The organism is Iodobacter arcticus (genome assembly GCF_042664895.1).
In the GTDB taxonomy this organism is placed as follows: Bacteria; Pseudomonadota; Gammaproteobacteria; order Burkholderiales; family Chitinibacteraceae; genus Iodobacter; species Iodobacter arcticus.
Genome location: NZ_JBHTBQ010000019.1, coordinates 175,268 through 195,295, shown reverse-complemented (window position 1 = coordinate 195,295; position 20,028 = coordinate 175,268). Strand labels below are relative to the sequence as shown.

At 46.9% G+C, this 20,028-nt stretch carries 13 protein-coding genes and 1 pseudogene; 9 read left to right on the top strand and 5 right to left on the bottom strand.

Features of this window, described 5'->3' with window-relative positions; translation table 11 throughout:
- Positions 1–4 precede the first annotated feature (4 nt).
- The 6 genes from ACFQNF_RS12135 (at position 5) to ACFQNF_RS12110 (ending at position 7,806) form a co-directional block, all read left to right on the top strand.
- On the top strand, positions 5–1,333 hold the full coding sequence (locus ACFQNF_RS12135) for a glutamine synthetase family protein (RefSeq protein ID WP_380188214.1): 1,329 nt from the start codon (positions 5–7) through the stop codon (positions 1,331–1,333).
- A gap of 329 nt (positions 1,334–1,662) precedes the next feature.
- Complete coding sequence (locus ACFQNF_RS12130) at positions 1,663–3,072, top strand: aspartate aminotransferase family protein (RefSeq protein WP_380188213.1); 1,410 nt, start codon at positions 1,663–1,665, stop codon at positions 3,070–3,072.
- A 254-nt stretch (positions 3,073–3,326) separates the two neighbouring features.
- Entirely contained in the window at positions 3,327–4,577 is a 1,251-nt protein-coding gene (gene gabT / locus ACFQNF_RS12125; protein WP_380188212.1) for a 4-aminobutyrate--2-oxoglutarate transaminase, read from the top strand.
- An 86-nt stretch (positions 4,578–4,663) separates the two neighbouring features.
- Entirely contained in the window at positions 4,664–6,118 is a 1,455-nt protein-coding gene (locus ACFQNF_RS12120) for an NAD-dependent succinate-semialdehyde dehydrogenase (protein ID WP_380188211.1), read from the top strand.
- 428 nt (positions 6,119–6,546) lie between these two features.
- Positions 6,547–7,398: a mechanosensitive ion channel family protein gene (locus tag ACFQNF_RS12115; RefSeq protein WP_380188210.1), complete on the top strand. Its 852-nt coding sequence runs from the start codon at positions 6,547–6,549 to the stop codon at positions 7,396–7,398.
- Positions 7,399–7,449: 51 nt separating this feature from the next.
- Complete coding sequence (locus tag ACFQNF_RS12110) at positions 7,450–7,806, top strand: 5-carboxymethyl-2-hydroxymuconate Delta-isomerase (protein WP_380188209.1); 357 nt, start codon at positions 7,450–7,452, stop codon at positions 7,804–7,806.
- A gap of 250 nt (positions 7,807–8,056) precedes the next feature.
- Here the strand turns inward: ACFQNF_RS12110 and ACFQNF_RS12105 are convergent, their stop codons facing one another.
- Both ACFQNF_RS12105 and trhO read right to left on the bottom strand, forming a co-directional pair.
- The gene (locus ACFQNF_RS12105; protein WP_380188208.1) at positions 8,057–9,268 is read right to left on the bottom strand and encodes a metallophosphoesterase; all 1,212 of its coding nucleotides are present in this window, start codon (positions 9,266–9,268) and stop codon (positions 8,057–8,059) included.
- Positions 9,269–9,406: 138 nt separating this feature from the next.
- Positions 9,407–10,390: an oxygen-dependent tRNA uridine(34) hydroxylase TrhO gene (trhO, locus tag ACFQNF_RS12100; RefSeq protein WP_380188207.1), complete on the bottom strand. Its 984-nt coding sequence runs from the start codon at positions 10,388–10,390 to the stop codon at positions 9,407–9,409.
- Between the two features lie 275 nt (positions 10,391–10,665).
- Here trhO and ACFQNF_RS12095 point away from each other — a divergent pair, with 275 nt between their 5' ends.
- Positions 10,666–12,060, top strand: a complete 1,395-nt coding sequence (locus ACFQNF_RS12095; RefSeq protein ID WP_380188206.1) for a methyl-accepting chemotaxis protein — start codon at positions 10,666–10,668, stop codon at positions 12,058–12,060.
- 7 nt (positions 12,061–12,067) lie between these two features.
- On the opposite strand, the gene ACFQNF_RS12090 is transcribed toward ACFQNF_RS12095, so the two are convergent.
- Complete coding sequence (locus ACFQNF_RS12090; RefSeq protein WP_380188205.1) at positions 12,068–13,303, bottom strand: MFS transporter; 1,236 nt, start codon at positions 13,301–13,303, stop codon at positions 12,068–12,070.
- A 442-nt stretch (positions 13,304–13,745) separates the two neighbouring features.
- Between ACFQNF_RS12090 and ACFQNF_RS12085 the strand changes: the two genes are divergently transcribed.
- Together ACFQNF_RS12085 and ACFQNF_RS12080 are read left to right on the top strand one after the other, a co-directional pair.
- Positions 13,746–16,256 carry an AAA family ATPase gene (locus ACFQNF_RS12085; RefSeq protein WP_380188204.1) on the top strand — a complete coding sequence of 837 codons (2,511 nt, stop codon included), beginning with the start codon at positions 13,746–13,748 and terminating at the stop codon, positions 16,254–16,256.
- 9 nt (positions 16,257–16,265) lie between these two features.
- A complete protein-coding gene (locus ACFQNF_RS12080) occupies positions 16,266–18,134 on the top strand; it encodes a nuclease domain-containing protein (protein WP_380188203.1) in 1,869 nt (622 codons plus the stop codon).
- A gap of 168 nt (positions 18,135–18,302) precedes the next feature.
- Here ACFQNF_RS12080 and gyrB read toward each other — a convergent pair.
- A pseudogene (gene gyrB, locus ACFQNF_RS20845) lies at positions 18,303–18,672 on the bottom strand (DNA gyrase subunit B); the annotation flags it as partial.
- Between the two features lie 212 nt (positions 18,673–18,884).
- Positions 18,885–19,976, bottom strand: a complete 1,092-nt coding sequence (locus ACFQNF_RS12065; RefSeq protein ID WP_380188201.1) for a virulence RhuM family protein — start codon at positions 19,974–19,976, stop codon at positions 18,885–18,887.
- Positions 19,977–20,028: the final 52 nt, after the last annotated feature.

Here is a 20,028-nt window from a genome sequence, read left to right as displayed (position 1 = left end):
AACCATGAGCGTCATCAGCGACTGGCTGCGAGAACGTCGAATCACTGAAGTTGAATGCGTTACGCCCGATTTCACTGGCATTGCCCGCGGCAAAATCGTGCCCAAAGAAAAATTCAGCGAAGACGAAGGCATGCGCCTGCCCGTTACCGTACTGGTGCAAACCGTGACCGGTGAATACGCCGAACACATCACCCCCATCACCGATCCCGATATGCTGTTGATTCCAGACCCCAACACCATACGCATCATTCCTTGGGCCAAAGACCCCGTTGCGCAGGTGATTCACGATTGCTTTCATTTTGACGGCACGCCGGTTGAGCTGTCCCCTCGCTATGTGCTGCGCCGCGTGCTGAAGCTCTATGAAGACCGGGGCTGGAAGCCGGTCGTTGCGCCTGAAATGGAGTTTTATCTGGTTGATATCAACCGTGATCCAGATCTGCCCTTACAACCGCCCGTGGGGCGCACCGGCCGCCCGGAAACCGGCCGCAAAGCCTATTCCGTCGATGCAGTAAATGAATATGACGACCTGTTCGAAGACGTTTACGACTATTGCGATGCACAAGGTCTGCAGATAGATACGCTGATCCACGAAATTGGCGCCTGCCAGATGGAAATCAATTTTTTGCACGGCGATGCACTGGAGCTGGCCGATCAAGTGTTTCTGTTTAAACGCACGGTGCGGGAAGCGGCCATCCGCCACAATATGTACGCCACCTTTATGGCCAAACCCATGGAAAACGAGCCAGGCTCGGCCATGCATATTCATATGAGCGTAGTGGATGAAGTCAGTGGCCAGAATGTGTTTTCGAATGTGGACGGCACGCCCAGCGAGGTGTTTTATCAATCGGTAGCGGGCATGCAAAAATACTTCCCGCAAGTGATTGCGCTCTTCGCCCCCTTTGTAAACAGCTACCGCCGCCTGACCCGCTACTACGCCGCGCCAATTAATGTGCAATGGGGTTTTGATAACCGCACCTGCGGCATCCGCGTGCCGCACTCCGACCCAGTGGCCCGCCGCATAGAAAACCGCCTGCCCGGCGTGGATTGCAACCCCTATCTGGCCCTCGCCGCCACGCTGGCCTGCGCCTATTTAGGCATAGAAGAGCAGCTTACCCCCAGCGAGCCCCTCACCGGCGACGCATACACCCTGCCCTTCGCCTTCCCCAGAGGCCTCGACGCTGCAACGCAAATCCTCAGCGACTGCAAACCCATAGCCGCCGTGTTGGGCGAGCCATTTATCAAAGCCTATTGCGCAGTAAAAGAAGCCGAATACGTGGAATACGCCAGAGTCATCAGCCCATGGGAAAGAAAACATTTGCTGCTGCATGTGTGATGGCTGATGTTGCTGCCAGCAAACCCAAATCTTGAACCACTTCGGTCCCAGAGAACACGGAGTTTCACGGAGGAAAAGCTTTTGAATCTACATAAGGTTGATGCATTTGTTCCCCCCTTTGAAAAAGGGGGGCTAGGGGGGATTTAGCACTGCACATTTTTAAAAGGCAAATCCCCCTCAATCCCCCTTTTACAAAGGGGGAAGCTGCTTGCCAAAGGCCCTTAATTAAATACAGTTTTTGACTTTGCTTGCTTATAAACGGCGGGTTTCACCCGCCCTACAATGTACTCACGTGGGCACTGGCCCACCCAGCAACAAGGAGGCACTCGATGAATCCGAATCCCATCAGCCAAGGCCACTCCAGCCCTAGCCGCAGCACCGCCGAATACCAAGCGCTGGATGCCGCCCACCATATTCACCCCTTCTCGGATACCGCCGCGCTGAATGCCTACGGCTCACGGGTGATTACCCATGCCGAGGGGATTTATTTATATGATTCTGAAGGGAATAAAATTTTTGACGCCATGAGCGGGCTTTGGTGCGTGAATATCGGCTACGGCAGGCAGGAGCTGGCCGAAGCGGCTTACCAGCAAATGCTGCAACTCCCTTTCTACAATACCTTTTTTAAAACCACCCACCCGCCGGTAATCGAGCTATCCAGCCTGCTGGCGCAAGTCGCCCCCGAGGGCTTTAATCACGTTTTTTATACCAACTCCGGCTCAGAAGGGAACGACACCATTATTCGCATGGTGCGCCATTACTGGGCCCTGCTCGGCCAGCCGCAAAAGAAAACCATCATCGCCCGCGAAAACGGCTACCACGGCTCGACCATAGGCGGGGCAAGCCTCGGCGGCATGCACTATATGCACGAGCAAGGCGATCTACCGATCCCCGGCATTGCCCATATCGAACAACCCTACTGGTATGCCAATGGCGGCGAGCTTAGCCCCAAGGAATACGGCCTAAAAGCCGCAAGGGCACTAGAGCAAAAGATTCTGGAGCTAGGCGTTGAAAACGTCGCGGCTTTTATTGGTGAGCCGGTGCAAGGCGCGGGTGGAATTATTATTCCCCCCTCCACCTACTGGCCGGAAATCCAGCGCATTTGCGATCATTACGGCATCTTACTCATCGCCGACGAAGTGATCTGCGGCTTTGGCCGCACCGGCTCATGGTTTGGCAGCCAGCACTACGGCATTCGACCACATTTGATGACCATCGCCAAAGGATTAAGCTCGGGCTATATCCCGATTGGCGGTGTGTTAGTCCACGACACCGTGGCCAAAGTGCTAATAGAAGGCGGCGATTTTAACCACGGCTTTACTTATTCCGGCCACCCCGTCGCCTGCGCTGTGGCGGCCACCAATATCCGCATCCTGCAAAAAGAACGCATTATCGAGCGCATGAATGAAGACGTCGCCCCCTACGCCGCCCAGCTCTGGCACGACGCTTTTGATCAGCACCCGCTGGTAGACGACGTGCGCAGCTTGGGCTTTTTCTTTGCCCTCACCCTCGTTGAAGACAAAGCCAGCCGCAAGCGCTTTGAGCACGGCAGCAGCATGGCCCTGCGCTGCCGAGATATCTGCCTAAAAAACCAGCTAGTCATGCGCGCCACCGGCGACAGCATGATCGCCGCCCCCCCGCTGGTCATGACCCGCGCACAGGCAGAAGAATTCGTCAGGCTGGCAAAGCAGTGCATTGATGAATACGCGAGGGAGCTGGGAATGACCAAAGGTCTGTAGACACAGAGTTTCACGGAGAAAAACAGCTTAGGAATTAGGCTTTTATAGGGTGTACAACGACGCAGTCGTTGCGCACCGAGAACGGTGCGCAAGAAAAACGATTTGCACACCCTATACAAAACCAGTTCTCTGCACTCCGACTGCGTCGTTGCACTCCCTATGAACAAGGGATTTTGTAGGGCGGGTGCAACCCGCCGAAACTTGAGCAAATTTGGCGGGATGCACCCGCCCAACATTTCTCGATGAGAATAAAAATGGACAACTGGAATGATCGCCGCCTTGCCGCTACGCCACGTGGCGTAGGCATTAGCACGCAGGTTTTTATTGCCAAGGCAAAGAATGCCGAGGTGTGGGATATCGATGGGCGACGCTATATCGACTTTGCCGCTGGCATTGCGGTGCTTAATACCGGCCATTTGCATTCTAAGATCAAGGCGGCGGTGAGCGCCCAGCTGGATGCTTTTTCGCATAGCTGCTATCAGGTCATGCCTTACACCAGCTATGTGGCGCTGGCAGAAAAGCTCAATCAGCTCGCCCCCATCAGCGGCCCGTGCAAAAGCTTTTTCCTGACCACAGGCGCTGAAGCCGTTGAAAACGCCATCAAAATTGCCCGCGTGGCCACGGGGCGGGCGGGCGTTATCGCTTTTTCTGGTGGTTTTCATGGCCGAACGCTCATGGGCATGGCGCTAACCGGCAAGGTTGCCCCTTATAAAATCGGCTTTGGCCCCTTCCCCGCCGATGTTTACCACGCGCCTTTTCCATCTGGCGAGATCAGCAGCAGCGCGGCACTCGCCAGCTTAAAAGCGCTATTTAAAAGCAGCGTAGACCCCAAGCGTATTGCTGCCATGATCATCGAGCCCGTACAAGGCGAAGGCGGCTTTTACCCTGTGCCCCGCGATTTTATGCAGGGCTTGCGGCAAATTTGCGATGAGCACGGCATTTTGCTGATCGCCGACGAAATTCAAACCGGCTTTGCCCGCACCGGCAAACACTTTGCCATGGAGCATTTCGACGTTGAGGCCGATTTAATCACCGTGGCTAAATCACTGGCTGGCGGCTTTCCCTTATCTGGCGTAATTGGCCGGGCAAGCCTGATGGATGCCGCAGCCCCCGGCGGGCTTGGTGGCACTTATGGCGGCAGCCCGATTGGCATTGCCGCTGCGCTGGCGGTACTGGAAATTATCGAAGAAGAACAACTATGCACCCGTGCCAATATCATCGGTAGCAAAATTAAAGCATGCCTAGAAGCATTAAAAACCAGCATCCCGCAAATCCACGACATCCGCGGCCTTGGGGCGATGGTGGCGGTAGAGTTCACCGAAAAAGGCCAACCAGCACCCGAGTTCACAGCAAAAGTAAAAATACAAGCCCAAGCATTAGGCTTGATTCTACTGAGCTGCGGGATGTACGGTAACGTCATCCGCTTCCTCTGCCCGCTCACTATAGAAGACAAGATACTGGATGAGGCCTTGGGGATGTTGGATCAAGCCGTAAAGGCATCTTAGGGTAGGTATGTTTAGCTCACACGCCATATGCAACGTCACACGCGGGCATAAAACATGCCCACCCTTCATAGATAAAAGGAATCCCCATGTTACAACTCAAAAACCCTGCCCTCTTTAAGCAAGCCTGCTATATCAACGGCCAATGGCAAGATGCTGCGGAAAAAATCGCGGTGACCAACCCTGCTACAGGGGAGATCATCGGGCATATTCCTAAAATGGGCCGTGCCGAAGCGGCTAAAGCCATTGCAGCAGCCAAGCTCGCCATGCCCGCTTGGCAAAAGAAAACAGCTCAAGAGCGCAGTGTTATTTTACGCCGCTGGTTTGAGTTGATACTGGATAATCAAGAAGACCTCGCGCAAATTTTAAGCGCTGAACAAGGCAAGCCGCTGGTCGAGGCTCGCGGTGAGGTTATCTATGGGGCAAGCTTTATTGAGTGGTTTGCAGAAGAAGCGAAACGCGTTTATGGCGATGTCATTGCCGCACCGCAGGCCGACAAACGTATAGTGGTGATCAAGCAAGCCATTGGCGTGGTCGCGGCTATTACCCCGTGGAATTTCCCCAACGCTATGATCACCCGCAAAGCGGGGCCGGCTCTTGCCGCAGGCTGCTCCATTGTGCTTAAACCCGCCACCCAAACGCCTTTTTCTGCACTGGCTTTGGCGGCATTAGCCACTGAGGCAGGGATTCCCAACGGCGTATTTAATGTGATTACCGGTGCCGCCAGCGAAATTGGTGGTGAGCTAACACGCAGCCCCGATGTGGCCAAGCTGAGCTTCACCGGCTCCACCGACATCGGCAAATTGCTGATGCGGCAATGCGCCGATACAATAAAAAAAGTATCACTGGAGCTGGGCGGCAATGCGCCGTTTGTGGTGTTTGACGATGCCGATCTGGACGCCGCCGTTGAAGGAGCCATGGTCTCCAAATTTCGCAACGCAGGGCAAACCTGCATCTGCGCCAATCGCATCTATGTACAAGAAAGCGTTTACGACGCTTTTTCCGCCAAATTTACCCTTGCAGTTGCCAAGCTCAAAGTGGGTGTTGGCACAGGGGAAGGCGTGACCCAAGGCCCGCTCATCGACGACAAAGCAGTGCAAAAAGTCGAAGAACATATCAAGGACGCACTGGAACAAGGCGCAACACTGGCTCACGGCGGCAAGCGCCATGCGCTGGGACATAGCTTCTTTGAGCCAACCGTCTTGCTTAATGTCACCACCAAAATGAAAGTCGCCCGTGAAGAAACCTTCGGCCCGCTCGCGCCACTATTTAGATTTAGCAGCGAAGAAGAGCTCATCCAACTTGCCAACGACACCGAATTCGGCCTCGCTAGCTATTTCTACAGCCGCGACATCGGCCGCATCTGGCGCGTGGCCGAAGCACTCGAATACGGCATGGTGGGTATCAACACCGGCACGATCTCTAGCGAGCTAGCTCCCTTTGGCGGAGTAAAACAATCAGGACTGGGACGGGAAGGATCCAAATACGGCATCGATGATTATATTTCGATCAAATGCCTATGCATGGGAGGGATTGATCGCTAATTGCTATTACATAGCAAAACCCATTTTTGAAACACGGAGAAAAACTATTTTATAGGGTGTGCAAGTCGTTTTTCTTGCGCACCGCTCTCTGCGCTTCGACCGAATTATTGCGCACCCTATTAATTGAGAGCAAATAAGACCAACAAAGCCCCCCTCCCCACACCCAATCCTATCAACTTAGCTAGATGTCATTGCGCTTTTCGCACAATGACAACTATTGAATCATCGTAGGACGAGTGAAACCCGCGTATTTTTCAGCATCGCTCGCGGGTTTCACCCGCCCTACGCAAAACATTTCACTTAAGTTGATAGGATTACCCCCCCATTCTGTGCATCATTTCCCTTATAAAGCGTAATTTATTCACTTCGAATAGCCAGCCCTATCTGTGACAATCAAAACCATTGTCACCCAAATAAAAGTGGATCGAATGAATTGGATTGAAATTCTGCAAGCTCAGGCAATCAGCTATGCGCCTAAATTATTTTCTGCGCTGATTACTCTTTTTATCGGCTGGAAGCTAATTGGTATTGCCGCGCAATTGCTCGATAAAATGCTGACCCGCAGCAATGTTGAATCCACTTTGCGCCACTTTTTGGGCAGCCTTGCCAATGTGGCATTAAAAGCGCTGCTACTGATTAGTGCTGCTTCAATGATTGGTATTGAAACCACTTCATTTATTGCTATTTTAGGTGCGGCCAGTTTGGCAATTGGCTTGGCGCTACAAGGTAGCTTGGGCAACTTTGCAGGTGGCGTGCTGATTTTAATGTTTAAGCCATTTAAAGCGGGCGACTATATCGAGGCACAAGGTCAGGCGGGTACGGTAGAAGGTATTCAGATTTTTACTACCCGTTTACGTACTGGCGATAATAAATTAATTGTGGTGCCTAATGGCCCATTAGCCAATGGCAACCTCACCAATTACTCCGCCCTGCCCACCCGCCGCGTCGATTTTGTATTTGGTATTGGCTATAACGATGATATCGATCATGCACGCAAAGTGATTTTATCAGTATTAAATATTGATAAACGAATCCACCAAGACCCAGCACCGATGGTTGTGGTTTCATCCTTGGCTGAAAGCTCGGTTAATTTTACAGTACGCGTTTGGGCCAATAGCGAACATTACTGGCCTATCTTTTTTGATACCACCGAAAACATCAAAAAAGCATTTGATGCGGCAGGGATTTCTATCCCCTTCCCGCAACGCACTGTGCACCATTTTCAGCATAATGAAGCAGCTAAGCCTTTATCAAAAGCCCAGCTTGAGCATGTTGATTAAAGATTAAATAGATATAATCTTCAGGGTCTCTCTCTCCCTGAAGGTTTCTCCATGCCCCATCTTAATCTTGAATACAGCAAAAACTTAAGCGGCTTTAATCCCCACCTTGCCCTGCAACAATTAAATAATGCCCTGATTGAATCAGGGCATTTTATTGAATCAGACATCCAAAGCCGCGCAATCGGCTTTGATGATTTTTTAATTGGCAATGTGGATGAAGGCCGCGCCTTTATTCATATCAAGCTACGCCTGCTCAGTGGTCGCTCGGCTGAAATCAAAAAAGCGCTTTCAGATGCGCTAATTCAAGCCATAGAATTAGATAACCCTCAGCAATTAGAAATCAGCATTCGAGCCGAAATCATCGACATCAACCGCGAGTCTTATGGTTCAAAGAATATCGCTGGCTAATAGGATGTAGGGCAAGTGCAACCCAATTCTATCAACTTAATAGGGAAAAGCTTGGTTTTTATAGGGTGTGCAAGTCGTTTTTCTTGCGCACCGCTTTCGGTGTGCAACGACTGCGTCGTTGTACTTCCTATAAATACCAACTCACCCAATGCAATAAGCTTAAGTTGATAGGATTGGGGTGCAATCCGCCAATATGTAATACAAAAAAACGGCGGGTTTCACCCGCCCTACGATTACACACCAACAAAACTCACCCGCGCCTTAAGGTAATCCGCGTAATTTCCGATGGGGCGAAGAGGCGTTTAGGTGGGCCCCAATAGCCAGTGCCTCGGCTGGTATATACCCACACATTGCCCAATAGATTTAGGCCTGCCGTAAAAGGCTGCTGAAAGCGCACAAAGAAGTTCCAGGGGAAAAACTGCCCGCCGTGGGTGTGGCCGGACAATTGCAAATGCAGGCCCAAATCCTGCGCCTTAAAAGCACTACGCGGCTGATGCGCTAGGAGTAATTTAAACGGCGAATCGGGCGATCCGGCTAAAGCGGCCTGTGCATCACTTTGATGATCGGGATAAAAATGCCCAGCGCCGTAATCAGTCACCCCGGCCACCACCAGCTGATGGCCGCCATGGGAGAGCAAAACATGCTCGTTCAGCAGCACTTGTAAACCAAGGCGGCGCAGCTCGGCAATCCACGATAAGGCGCCAGAATAATACTCGTGATTACCCGTTACAAAGAACGTACCGTGGGTGGATTTTAAGCGGGCTAAGGGCGCGGTATGCGCGGATAAGTCAGCCACATTGCCATCGACCAAATCCCCCGTTACCGCCACTAAATCTGCACCAAGGCCATTTACTTTATCCACAATCGCATCTAGATAAGGCCGCTTAATCGTTGGCCCCACATGAATATCGCTGATTTGCGCAATCGTGAAGCCCACTAATTCAGCGGGTAAATTGGCCACCAATACGGCCACATCCACAATCGCCGCACTGCGCCGTGCATTAATCAGCCCCACCAAAGTAAATAGACCTGCCCCCGCAAACACGCCCAAAGCGCTCTGAATCTGCCAGCTGCTATACGCGGCATCGCTTAATAAATAGGCTAAAGGCAGCAAAGACACATCGCGCAGCAGGCACAGCACAAACAAGGAAGAAAACAGCCCCATCACCGTTAAACCCAGCCAAGCAAGGCGATCGGCCCAAGGAGGCTGGCTGATAAATCTAGCCGCCAACCCCAAGGGCAGCAGCAGGCTAGACAGCGCCAAGGCCAGCCAGCCCAGCAACAAGCCCGCTCCTTGCAAACCCAAAGCAGGAAACAAACGCATTCCCAAATAGCCATGCGCCAGCAAGATAATGCCAAGCATGACGAGCAGCGTTGAACGGGGCGGCGTGGTGTGTTTCAAATGAGTTTGTCCTTGGTGGTGGCGGGTAAATGTAGGTTGGGCAAGGAGAGGCAAGAGCATAGCAAAAAAGCTGGGGTTTATAGGGTGTGCAAGTCGTTTTTCTTGCGCACCGCTTTCGGTGCGCAACGACTGCGTCGTTGTACACCCTATAAAATACCGATTCGCCACGTGGGCACAAAAGCGTGCCCACCCCAAAACTTAATCCTTAGCCAGCGCATCCCGCATATTGCGGCCAAGCGGGCTAGGCTGATTGCGTTTTTTGGCGAGTTCGATCTGTTTTTGCCGCTCGCGCGCGCCATTTCTGGTTTTTTCGCTGAGCGAATTCCAGCAGTGCGGGCAGCTAATCCCAGCGACGTAATGCGGTGATTGGCGCTCTTCCACTGATACGGGTTGGCGGCAGGCATGGCAAAGATCGAAATCGCCTTCGCTTAAATCGTGGCGAACGGTAACGCGATTATCAAACACAAAGCAGTCGCCATTCCATTTGGTTTCTTCCTGCTTTACTGTTTCTAGGTATTTAAGAATGCCGCCTTTAAGGTGGAAGACTTCTTCAAAGCCCTCGCCCAGCATATAGCTGGATGCTTTTTCGCAGCGAATACCCCCTGTGCAAAACATGGCGACTTTCTTGTGTTTGGCGGGGTCGAAATGCTGCTTAATATAATCTGGGAATTCACGAAAGCTCGCCGTTTTAGGATCAATTGCACCCTCAAACGTGCCAATCGCCACTTCATAATCATTACGCGTATCGATCAGCAGCACTTCAGGGTCGCTAATAAGCGCATTCCAATCTTCGGGCTCTACATAAGTGCCCACGGCTAGATTCGGGTCCACTCCCGGTACGCCCAAAGTGACGATTTCTTTCTTTAATTTAACTTTGCTGCGGTAAAACGGCTGCTCATCACAATACGATTCTTTGTGATCCACATCGATAAAACGCGCATCGCTTTTTAGCCACACCAATAAGCCATCAATCCCAGCGCGGGAGCCTGCTACCGTGCCATTAATGCCTTCTTGTGCCAGCAGCAAAGTGCCTTTTACTTCGTTATCCAGCATAGATTGCAATAGCGGCTCTTTGAGCGCTTCAAAATCGGCCAGCGTTACAAACTTATACAGGGCCGCCACAACAATGGCTTGCGAACCACTTTCTGCCACAGCTGTGGCTTGCAAATTAATCTGCGTCATATTTTTATATCTCCAGGTGGTCATCCGCGTAAAGGATGGACCAGGTAAAAAAACCCGCTCAAAACAGCGAGGGCGAAGTTTACCTGAAGCAAAAATGAATAACAGCCCGCCAGTCAGCCGCACCTTTCTTAGATGGGGCTTATGATTACAAATACCAATCTGGCCTTGCATTAAAGCCTGTCTAAGGGCTAATTTTAATCTGGGCACCTTGCCCCATAATCACCACTCTTTAATCATAAACCGATAGTAGTGTGCTCCAAGCAGGGGTTTTAAAAATGGCAATACCCACAATGAAGAAAATTTTTATTACCAGAGCCTTATTATTCCTCGTATTTATCGCAATTTTGTATTCCATTCTTTATTACAACAAAGACAGTGCAGATCAGCTTTATCTAGCCCAAAGGCAACAACACGCCTCTCTATGGCTTATTGCCCAACTTCACAAAAACCCGGCTCAGCCCAACGCTATTTTTAACCAGCCACAAGCGCAAGAAATTTATAAAGAAATACGCCATGACAATACTGAATTGAATGCACAAAGCTTTATTCAAGCAGCAGGGTTTAATCAATCAGAGCAATCCATATTTCAGGATATTATAAAAGAGCCCAATCAAGCCAATAGCAGCAGCAATCAGAAAACACCTGCCCTGATTAACAATCTATCTGCCTCGCTAGAAAAAAGGCACGCTGAAAAGGTAAAAAACAACCATCAGCAGCAACAAGATCTATTCCTTATTATTTCTGTATCTACCCTTATTCTTAGCTGCATTTGCGTGTTACTTATTTCTCAAACCTATATGGGGATTATTCATAGAATTGGCTGTGGCCCCGGCGAAGCACGGCGCTTGATATTAGAAGTAGTAGCAGGCAATTTGCGCGGGGAGTTTGCTGCCAATCATAAAAACAGCCTGCTCTATGCCCTGCACAATATGATAGAAAAACTACACGAAGTATTAGCCGAGATATCAGAAACATCGCATTTGCTGGCAAAAACATCACATTTAATTAATGCATCAGCCAAAGATCTAACTTATAACGCCATGGAGCAAGCCACCAGCATTGAAGAAACCAGCGCCTATTTAGAGCAGCTTACCGCCACCGTGGCGCAAAATAATGAAAGTACCCGCATTACCGAAGATATCTCCGTGCATTCATCCATGAATGCCATTGCAGGCGGCGAAGCAGTTAAAAAAACCGTATTGGCGATGCGCGAGATTGCCAAAAAAATCAGCATTATTGATGATATTGCCTATCAAACTAATCTATTAGCGCTGAATGCTGCAATCGAAGCCGCCCGCGCAGGCGAACAGGGCAAAGGCTTTGCCGTCGTCGCCGCCGAAGTCAGAAAGCTCGCCGAGCGCAGCCAAACCGCCGCGCAAGAAATCAGCATTTTAGCCAGCAATAGCGTAGAGCAAGCCGAACATGCAGGCAGCCTACTCAATGAAATTGTGCCATCAATCAGAAAAACCGCCGACCTAGTCCAAGAAATCTCCGCCGCATCGCGCGAGCAATTAATTGGCATTGAGCAAATAAACTTATCCGCCACAAAATTAAATAACGTCACCCAAGCCACAGCAATAGCAGCAGAAGATTTATCCAATACATCGGATGAATTATCCATGCATGCGCAAAAGCTGGAAGACGTGATTGGATTTTTTAAAATGAAATAACTCAGACTCACCCCACATTACACTCCACCAAGCCCAATCCCCCCGCCATCTTTGTTGCCGCCCTATCCATCAAAGGCAACGCCAGCAGGGCGATGGCTGCGCAGCCGAACCACACGCTATGGCCGCCAAAATGCGTATACAGCTGACTGCCAAACACAGGGGAAATCAGCATACTGCTACTCCAGCACACCGCATACAGGCCAAAATAATGGCCGCTTTGCCGCCCTTCCGCCCGCTGCATCACCAATACACTCATGGTGGGCATAAATAAAATTTCGCCAAGGGTCCAAATCACGGTAGAAATGCAAACGTAAGCAAAGCCCGAGCCAAATGGCAACATTAATAAGCCCGCCGCCAGCAACACCGCCCCCACAGCCAGCTGCCCCCGCTCGCCCCAAGCCTGGGTTGCACTGGTAATTGGAATTTGCAAAGCCACCACCAACAAGCCATTAATCGTAAATTGCCAACCCAGCGCCCCCGCCCCTAGCTGATAAAAATCTAAAAGATAATTACCCAGCATGGCATTCACGGTGTCATAGGCCAAAGCCAGCAACACACCCGCAAGTAAAAACGAGATAAAGGGCCAATCTGCATAAGGTGATGCCTGCGAAGGAGTCGACTCATCAGCGGCAAGCACCACTTCTCTAGGCTTTGCCGCCCAACGTCGCAAGGCCCAAGCTAGCCAAGCAGCAGCCAAAAGAGACATCGCTGCGCTCACCAAAATCAGCAGGCGGTAATCCCAGCCCGCCAGCACGCCGCCCAAAATACCGGCAATCGACACCGCCAGATTCACCGCCACCCGATTCAAAGCCTGCGCCCTTGGCCGCTCCTCCAAGCTGCAGTTTTCCATAATCAGCCGCTGGTAAAGCGGCTTTGCACCGCCATCCAGCACGCCACTTATAAACAAAACCAGCGCCAGCAGCCAAACTGAATGAATCAGCGTAAGGCTAGCTAAGGCCACCCCACTTGCCAGCATAATCCGCACAGCAAGCTTACCTGTGGGCATATGATCGCTCAGCACACCAATCGCGTAAGACCCCAGCAATAAACCCGCCCCACTGCCTGCCAATAACCAGCCTATCGTATCAATCGACAAACCCAGCGACTCACGCAGATAAAGCGCCATAAACAGCTTAACCATCACGCCAAGGCGATTCACAAACAAAGCCGCCGCCAGCCCCCAAGCCATTTGTGGCAAATCAGACAATCTATTTTTAAACGCGCGTAAAGACGTGAGCAGCATGAACATCCTCCAATAAGCCCTGAACTCTACACATATGCTTACGTAATAAACAGATCTAGTTTAAGGATTGTGAAGGGATACAGAAGAGGGAATGCGGCTGGAGGGATAAGCATCGCCAAACGTCAAAACTGCATACCATGAGCGAAACGAACCATTAGGAATTTCCTAATAGTTGCCTCAGACAGAGGCTCTACATCGGCAGACAATGCCTTCAAATCTAACGAAAAATTTGCTTATCAGATGAGTTAGCTTTGTGGGCGTACCTTATCTGCACAGATTTGTGCGACAAAGCCCCGTAACTGTAAAGAGAAATCGGATACAATGCTGTTCGCTTACTTAGTAATTACGCATCTTAATTAATATTAAACACTAAACAACACTCATTATTCATTCAAAAATATAAAAAAACATATTTATTAAATATATAAACAAAGGAACTTCAATGCAAGATACTCTATGTGGCCCCGTAATTGTACATAAGTACATTGCCATAAATGATAACCAAGGGCTTGTTACCCCACTATTTAAAAAAACAGACAGTAACGAAATAATCCCAATTGATCCAGAAAATTATCCAGCTCACATTTTAATCTCAAAAAACTTCCCTGACGTTGAAAAAACTTATGATGAAAATGAGCTATTTCTTCTGCAAAACCATTATTTAGATACGCAAAAAACAGAAGAATTTGGCTCAAAAAGATACTGGGCAAAAGTAGAGTCGGTTTGTAATTTAGAAACAAACACAATGTTACCTATTTTGGTAGAAAAATTACCAGAAAAGGAAGCTGGGATGCTCCCTGAAGGTGTTACGCCGCCTAGAGGAACTTTCTTTCTGCGCGATGAAAATAAAATATATGGACCACTGACAAGCAGCGAACTAAATAATGGAAGATATATTATTGAGCCATTAACCCACCCTAGCCTATCTCTTGGAAAAGACTATTTAGGTCTGTTTCTTGAAGAAAATATTAAAAATAATTTATTTAGAATTGAAATACAAGGCTATCCGCATGAATATATTTCATCAATAAAGGAACTAAGTAAACATCTCCCTGACAAAATTGATTACATGGCCGATGATCGACTACTTAAATTTTTCAATCAACAAGGCTTTGGCAAAAATTTTAAAGGTTTAGCAAAAAAAGAAGCGGAAAGACTTCAACTGGCAATAACGCAAAGTGAGAAAACCTATCCACTGGCACGTTCAGAAAGACTGGAACGTTTAAAGGCAATGCTTGACCGCTATTTAAAAGAGTCCGATATTGGTGCCGATATAATTAAGACATACTTATCAAGCTCAGCAATCGGCTTGAAATTTTTACGTGATTACGTTGAGGTTAACAAATCGACACTACTAAAAGAACATATTGACAAGATTGAGGCTGAAGCAAAAACAAAAGAAGCAATTTTAAGAGCGAATATAATTGAGCAAGAAAACCAAGTAAAAAACAAAACAATAGAACTTGAAAAAATAAACCATCAAGTAATTCAGGCAAAAGAAGACGCCAGAGTGGAAATAGCTAACATTCAAGCAGAAACACAAGAGCAAGCAAAAAAAAGTTTAGAAGAAAAACAAGAAGCGCTATCACAAGAAGTAACTGCACAAGAAGAAGAGCTAAAAAAACTAGTCGATGAAATATCTAAAAAAACACATAAATTAAATATCGCCAATGACATAGAAAGAATGAAATCTGAATGTGTTTACTATGAAAAACATAAGGAACATTTAAAGTCCGCTGTTAAAGGATTTGAAGATGCACTAAAAGACCCAGAATCTCTTGCATCCCGAATGGGGGAGATGGAGGTTATTAGTCGAGTACTAAATGGTGGATCAGCAGAAGTTGCTGTTAGTCCTAGTAAATATAGACCAGTTGAATTTACTAAGACTGAACCAGAAAATGGTGCAGAGCTAATTGAACTCCTATGTAATTCGTTTGAAGATGATAGTGGCCGACCTTTTTCAAAAGATGAAATGACAAATTTAATTGTCTCAATTAGCCAATCTTACATGACCGTATTATCCGGACCGCCTGGAATAGGAAAGACATCAACTGTGACGCGTTTAGCCAATGCATTACATTTAGGCGACATTAAAGGAGATCAAAATTTCTTATATGTTCCCGTCGGACGAGGCTGGGTTTCTGGCCGGGATATTCTTGGTTTTTACAACTCATTAAAAGGCGTTTACCAAGAATCCAGAACAGGACTATATGATTTCCTTACTCGGATAAACAAAGCCACACCTAACCAAAAAACAGCCCCCCAACTTGTACTTCTTGATGAAGCAAACCTATCCAGCATAGAACATTATTGGTCTGATTTTCTTGGCATGTGTGACCCAGAAGGAAGAAATCGGCCTATTGACACAGGCAATCCAAATGAGGCTAATAGATATTTGCAGATTGGTAATCAGGTTCGATTCATTGCAACAATTAATAATGACTCAACAACAGAGCGTTTATCTCCACGCTTAATTGATAGAGTCCCTGTTATTAGTCTGCATCAAGCGAATTCAACACCAATAAACAATTTAAATTCATCACTATCTAAAATGGATGGCGCAATTAGCTCAAATTGCTTATTCAATTTTTTCAAACCTGATGAATCTTGCGAACTTACAAGAGCAAATGAAGCAGTATTAGATCAAGCAATCAACATTTTACAAAATAGGGATTCAAATCTTGGGCAAACAGTAAACATTAGCCACCGTAAAAGAATAGCAATTACAAATTATTGTTCCGTTGCGGGAGAGTACATAGGCCAAGATAGTGCAATGGATTTTGCAATTTCTCAACATATCCTGCCCCACATTGAAGGGCATGGAACAAAATTCAGAAATAGGATTCAAGAATTATCTACCTTTATTGGGAAATCACACCCTAGAGCCAATCTGCATTTAGAAAGAATACTTTCTGGTGGCAATGATTTTACTGGAACTTACTCATTTTTCTAGGCTACCGTAATGGAACTAATATTATTAATAAAAAATGGAGAGCGAAAGGGGTTAACTCTTTCGCTTTTAACACTCCCAAATCAAGGACCAACCATACAATGGCTAAAGGAAGATGAAGTTATTGAGTTCCAATTAACGGCACCCCCAAAATTTACTTCTGCCACTATTGAACTTTACGAGCATAAAATTGAATTTTCTCAAAGAAACACAAATGTTGTGAATGATAATGTCCAATTTATTTGGCAACCGTCGAGCTCCACCTACAATGCACGAGAAGCGTGCCTGTTTATTAATTTTTTTGGAATTGCAGAATTAAATATTTCACTCGTTACAGATAATTTAGCACCAGTTATTGAATACTTTGAACCAATTGAGATTTTAGCATCTAAAACAAATGCAACTCGTGTTGGTAAAATGTTTGATTTCTTAGCAAAAGTCCCTGGAGAAGCCCTACATTCCGTATTTAGAACAACTCGACACAGTTTAGGATTTGAAGACGGCACTCGATCTCCAGACTTCACTCTTGAGAAACTAGAGCATGTAAGAGATGTTTTACAGCATACATTACCATCAATCCTTTATCGCCCGATAACACGACTAATTCCAGAACAACGAATTATTCCAACAACGGGTAGGGAGGACTTGGATGACAGCTCAATAGGATGGCTACTAGAAAATGCATCACTCTTATCAGAAACAGATAATTTATATGATGCACACTTCAAATTTAACTCTAATTTTTATAGGGCAAGTGCAGTTCAATTAGCAATTTTAAAAGAAAATACTGACTTATATGAAAATCAGGTCATTCACGGATTTGTCACATCATTATTAATAGAGGCTCAGAACTTATTTTCACAGTATTCATTCGATAAAAAAAATAGCCGAGCCAGCCAAAGCAATATGCCACTAGGCTACATTAGCTTTTTCGAAAAAATTTCGAAATTCAAAAAACTATTAATTGGAAACCAAAAGTCCCGATGTGAGAAACTAATAGACTCATTAAAGAGAATAAAACTACAGTTAGACTCAAAACTAACAGTCAGGCTACACATTTCTGACTCCCCAATAATTACCCCAAAAGTACAAGTAAACCACGACTATAGACTTCTATTTATTGAAATACTGAAGTGGCATGAAAAAGGGAAGCCTGACTGGTCAGCCTATGATAATTTGTTTGCCATACAAAGCATCCCAAAATTATTTGAAGCATACTGCTATTTTAGAACGGCAAAAATACTAAATAATTTATTTTCACCCAATGACTCTGATATTATTCCCACCCAATTTATTAATAAACATGGATTGGAAATCTGGCTTCGGAGAGAACCTGTATATTGGATGAGTGGCCATCTTAAGTCTATAAATGAGTCTTTTGTAAACTCGGAAGGATGGACAATTGAGGCAAATAAAAATATAAAGACAAGAGGGAAAGTTGGTGCCTATGCAAATCGATCGCCAGATATCGTAATCGAAGTATTCTCTCAAGAAAGTGAGAATATTATGTTAATTCTCGATGCAAAATACTCAACGGCCAAGACATCATTCATCACATATTTACCTCAACTAACAATGAAATACGTACATGGGATTCACCGCTCAAAAAATGGTGCTGCTATTGTTAAATCACTAACGATACTACACCCGAGCGAAGATGAAACATTACGTGATTTTCATTGCGGACCATTTGATTTATTTGGAAAAAGCCCTGCCAGTCCAAGCTTAATTTGTCTTGGGGTAACGATCGAAAGCTCCCACCAAGAAGACAAATTAGAAAAACTAATCCAGCAACTATTTATTGCAAATAATATTGAAGTTGGGTGTGCAACCGAAACTTTAACTACACAATTTCAACCATTTGACGAAGGTCTAAGTTAGCAATAAAAAGGCCGTAATTTGACCACCCATTATAATGATGTACCCCTTTAATTAACCATCAACAACCACACTTTAAATTGACACTCATCGTAATAAACTGCCAAATGAAGCTCTTTTGAACTTCTGACTGTAGGGACTAGTTAGCAACGAGCCGGTCCCTACAACTCATCAATTATCCACATTCCGCGCAATCAGCGCGTTCTGTTCGATAAGTTGATGTCGCGGTTCTACTTGGTCGCCCATTAGGGTGGGGAACACGGCGTCCGCGCCAAGGGCGTCTTTTACGTTGCCTTTCAGCAGGCGGCGGACGGTGACATCCATGGTGGTTTCCCAAAGCTGTTCTGGGTTCATTTCGCCCAGACCAGCGCTGGATGGCTACGTTGCGGCGGATTAGGCCGAGTAGCCATTCGATGGCGTCTTTAAAATTGTTCACCGATTGAACTTGCTCGCCACGTTTTACTTTAGCGCCGTCACCCAACAAGCCGCTCAGCATATCGGCGGTTTTACGCATTTGCGCGTAATCGCTGGATAACACGAACATACCCACCAATGCCTGCTCGATTACATTACTGATTCAGTGGAAGCACATTGGGTTAAGCATGGCTCATCGCTGTCTATTACTTTTTCGGCAAAGCTAAATGCCAGTGCCAATTACCTTGGCACGCCACCAAATAAGCCAAAAAGGTTCTGTCTCAAAAAAATGGACCAGATACTTTACGACCCACTTAAGCAAAGTCGCCATCAACCTAATTACGCTTTGCCGCCTTTTTTCTCTATGGCTTTTATTGCTCTATCAAAATCAGAAACAATTTTTTGGCTTTTATTAAATTCATTGTATTCACCAGCCGCTTTATTATCGGCCTGCTGTTTAGAAATTTTACCTTTGTCGCTCAAGATGTCGTATTTTCTGAACACTAAAAATTCATTCACACTGCTCACAAAGTCTTCCATCGTAAACGTGTTTTCGCGCTCGATTAGGTCTTCGATGTAGTCAAAGTAGCCCGTTACGGCACGCTCCAAGCGTTTAATCTCTTTGTCGGTCAGGTAGTTTTTAGCGGTGGTTACATCTGATTTAAGGATGCGTCCATTGGGGGCGTTTTTCCATGTGGTCAGCCCCATATGGTCTGCATTTCTATCCGCCTTGGTATAAATAATCTCAGCAGCGGTTTGCCCTGCAATTGCAAAATGAAATTTATTTTGAACCACCGCATAAAAGTCTTTGGTGATCTGAGCACTTGCCGCGTAATCAACACTGCATTCGGCAAAAATATCAGTAATTTGCTGCCAAATACGTCGCTCACTGGCACGGATTGAACGTACGCGCTCAAGGAGTTCACGAAAATAATCTTTGCCAAAAACCTGCCCACCCTGCTTTAGGCGTTCGTCATCCATCACAAAACCTTTTTGGATGAACTCCTTGAGCGTCTTGGTCGCCCAGATTCTAAACTGAGTCGCTTTAGCAGAATTCACGCGATAACCAACCGAGATAACGGCATCAAGATTGTAGAATTTTGTCTTGTTGGTTTGGGTTTTCCCTTGGATGGCACCGTGCTCAGTGGTTGTTTCCATTTTGGAAATAACCACTGCTTCATCAAGCTCAGCTTCTGCAAATATATTTTTTAGATGCTTACTAATAGCGGGCGTTTGCACGTCAAAAAGTGCAGCCATTGCTTTTTGCGTCAGCCAGATGGTTTCATCTCGCATCACCACATTGATATTAATATCCTCTTGCGGGGTGCGATATATCAAGAACTGAAGCTCTTTACTCATGCTTGCGTACTCTCTTTTCAGCCCCCTCAATCTTCGCAACAATCGCATCAATCTGGGTGCGTAGCTGATCAATCTTGCTTATCGTAGTTTTTGGAAATACTCAGCAGCATATGAAACGTCCCTC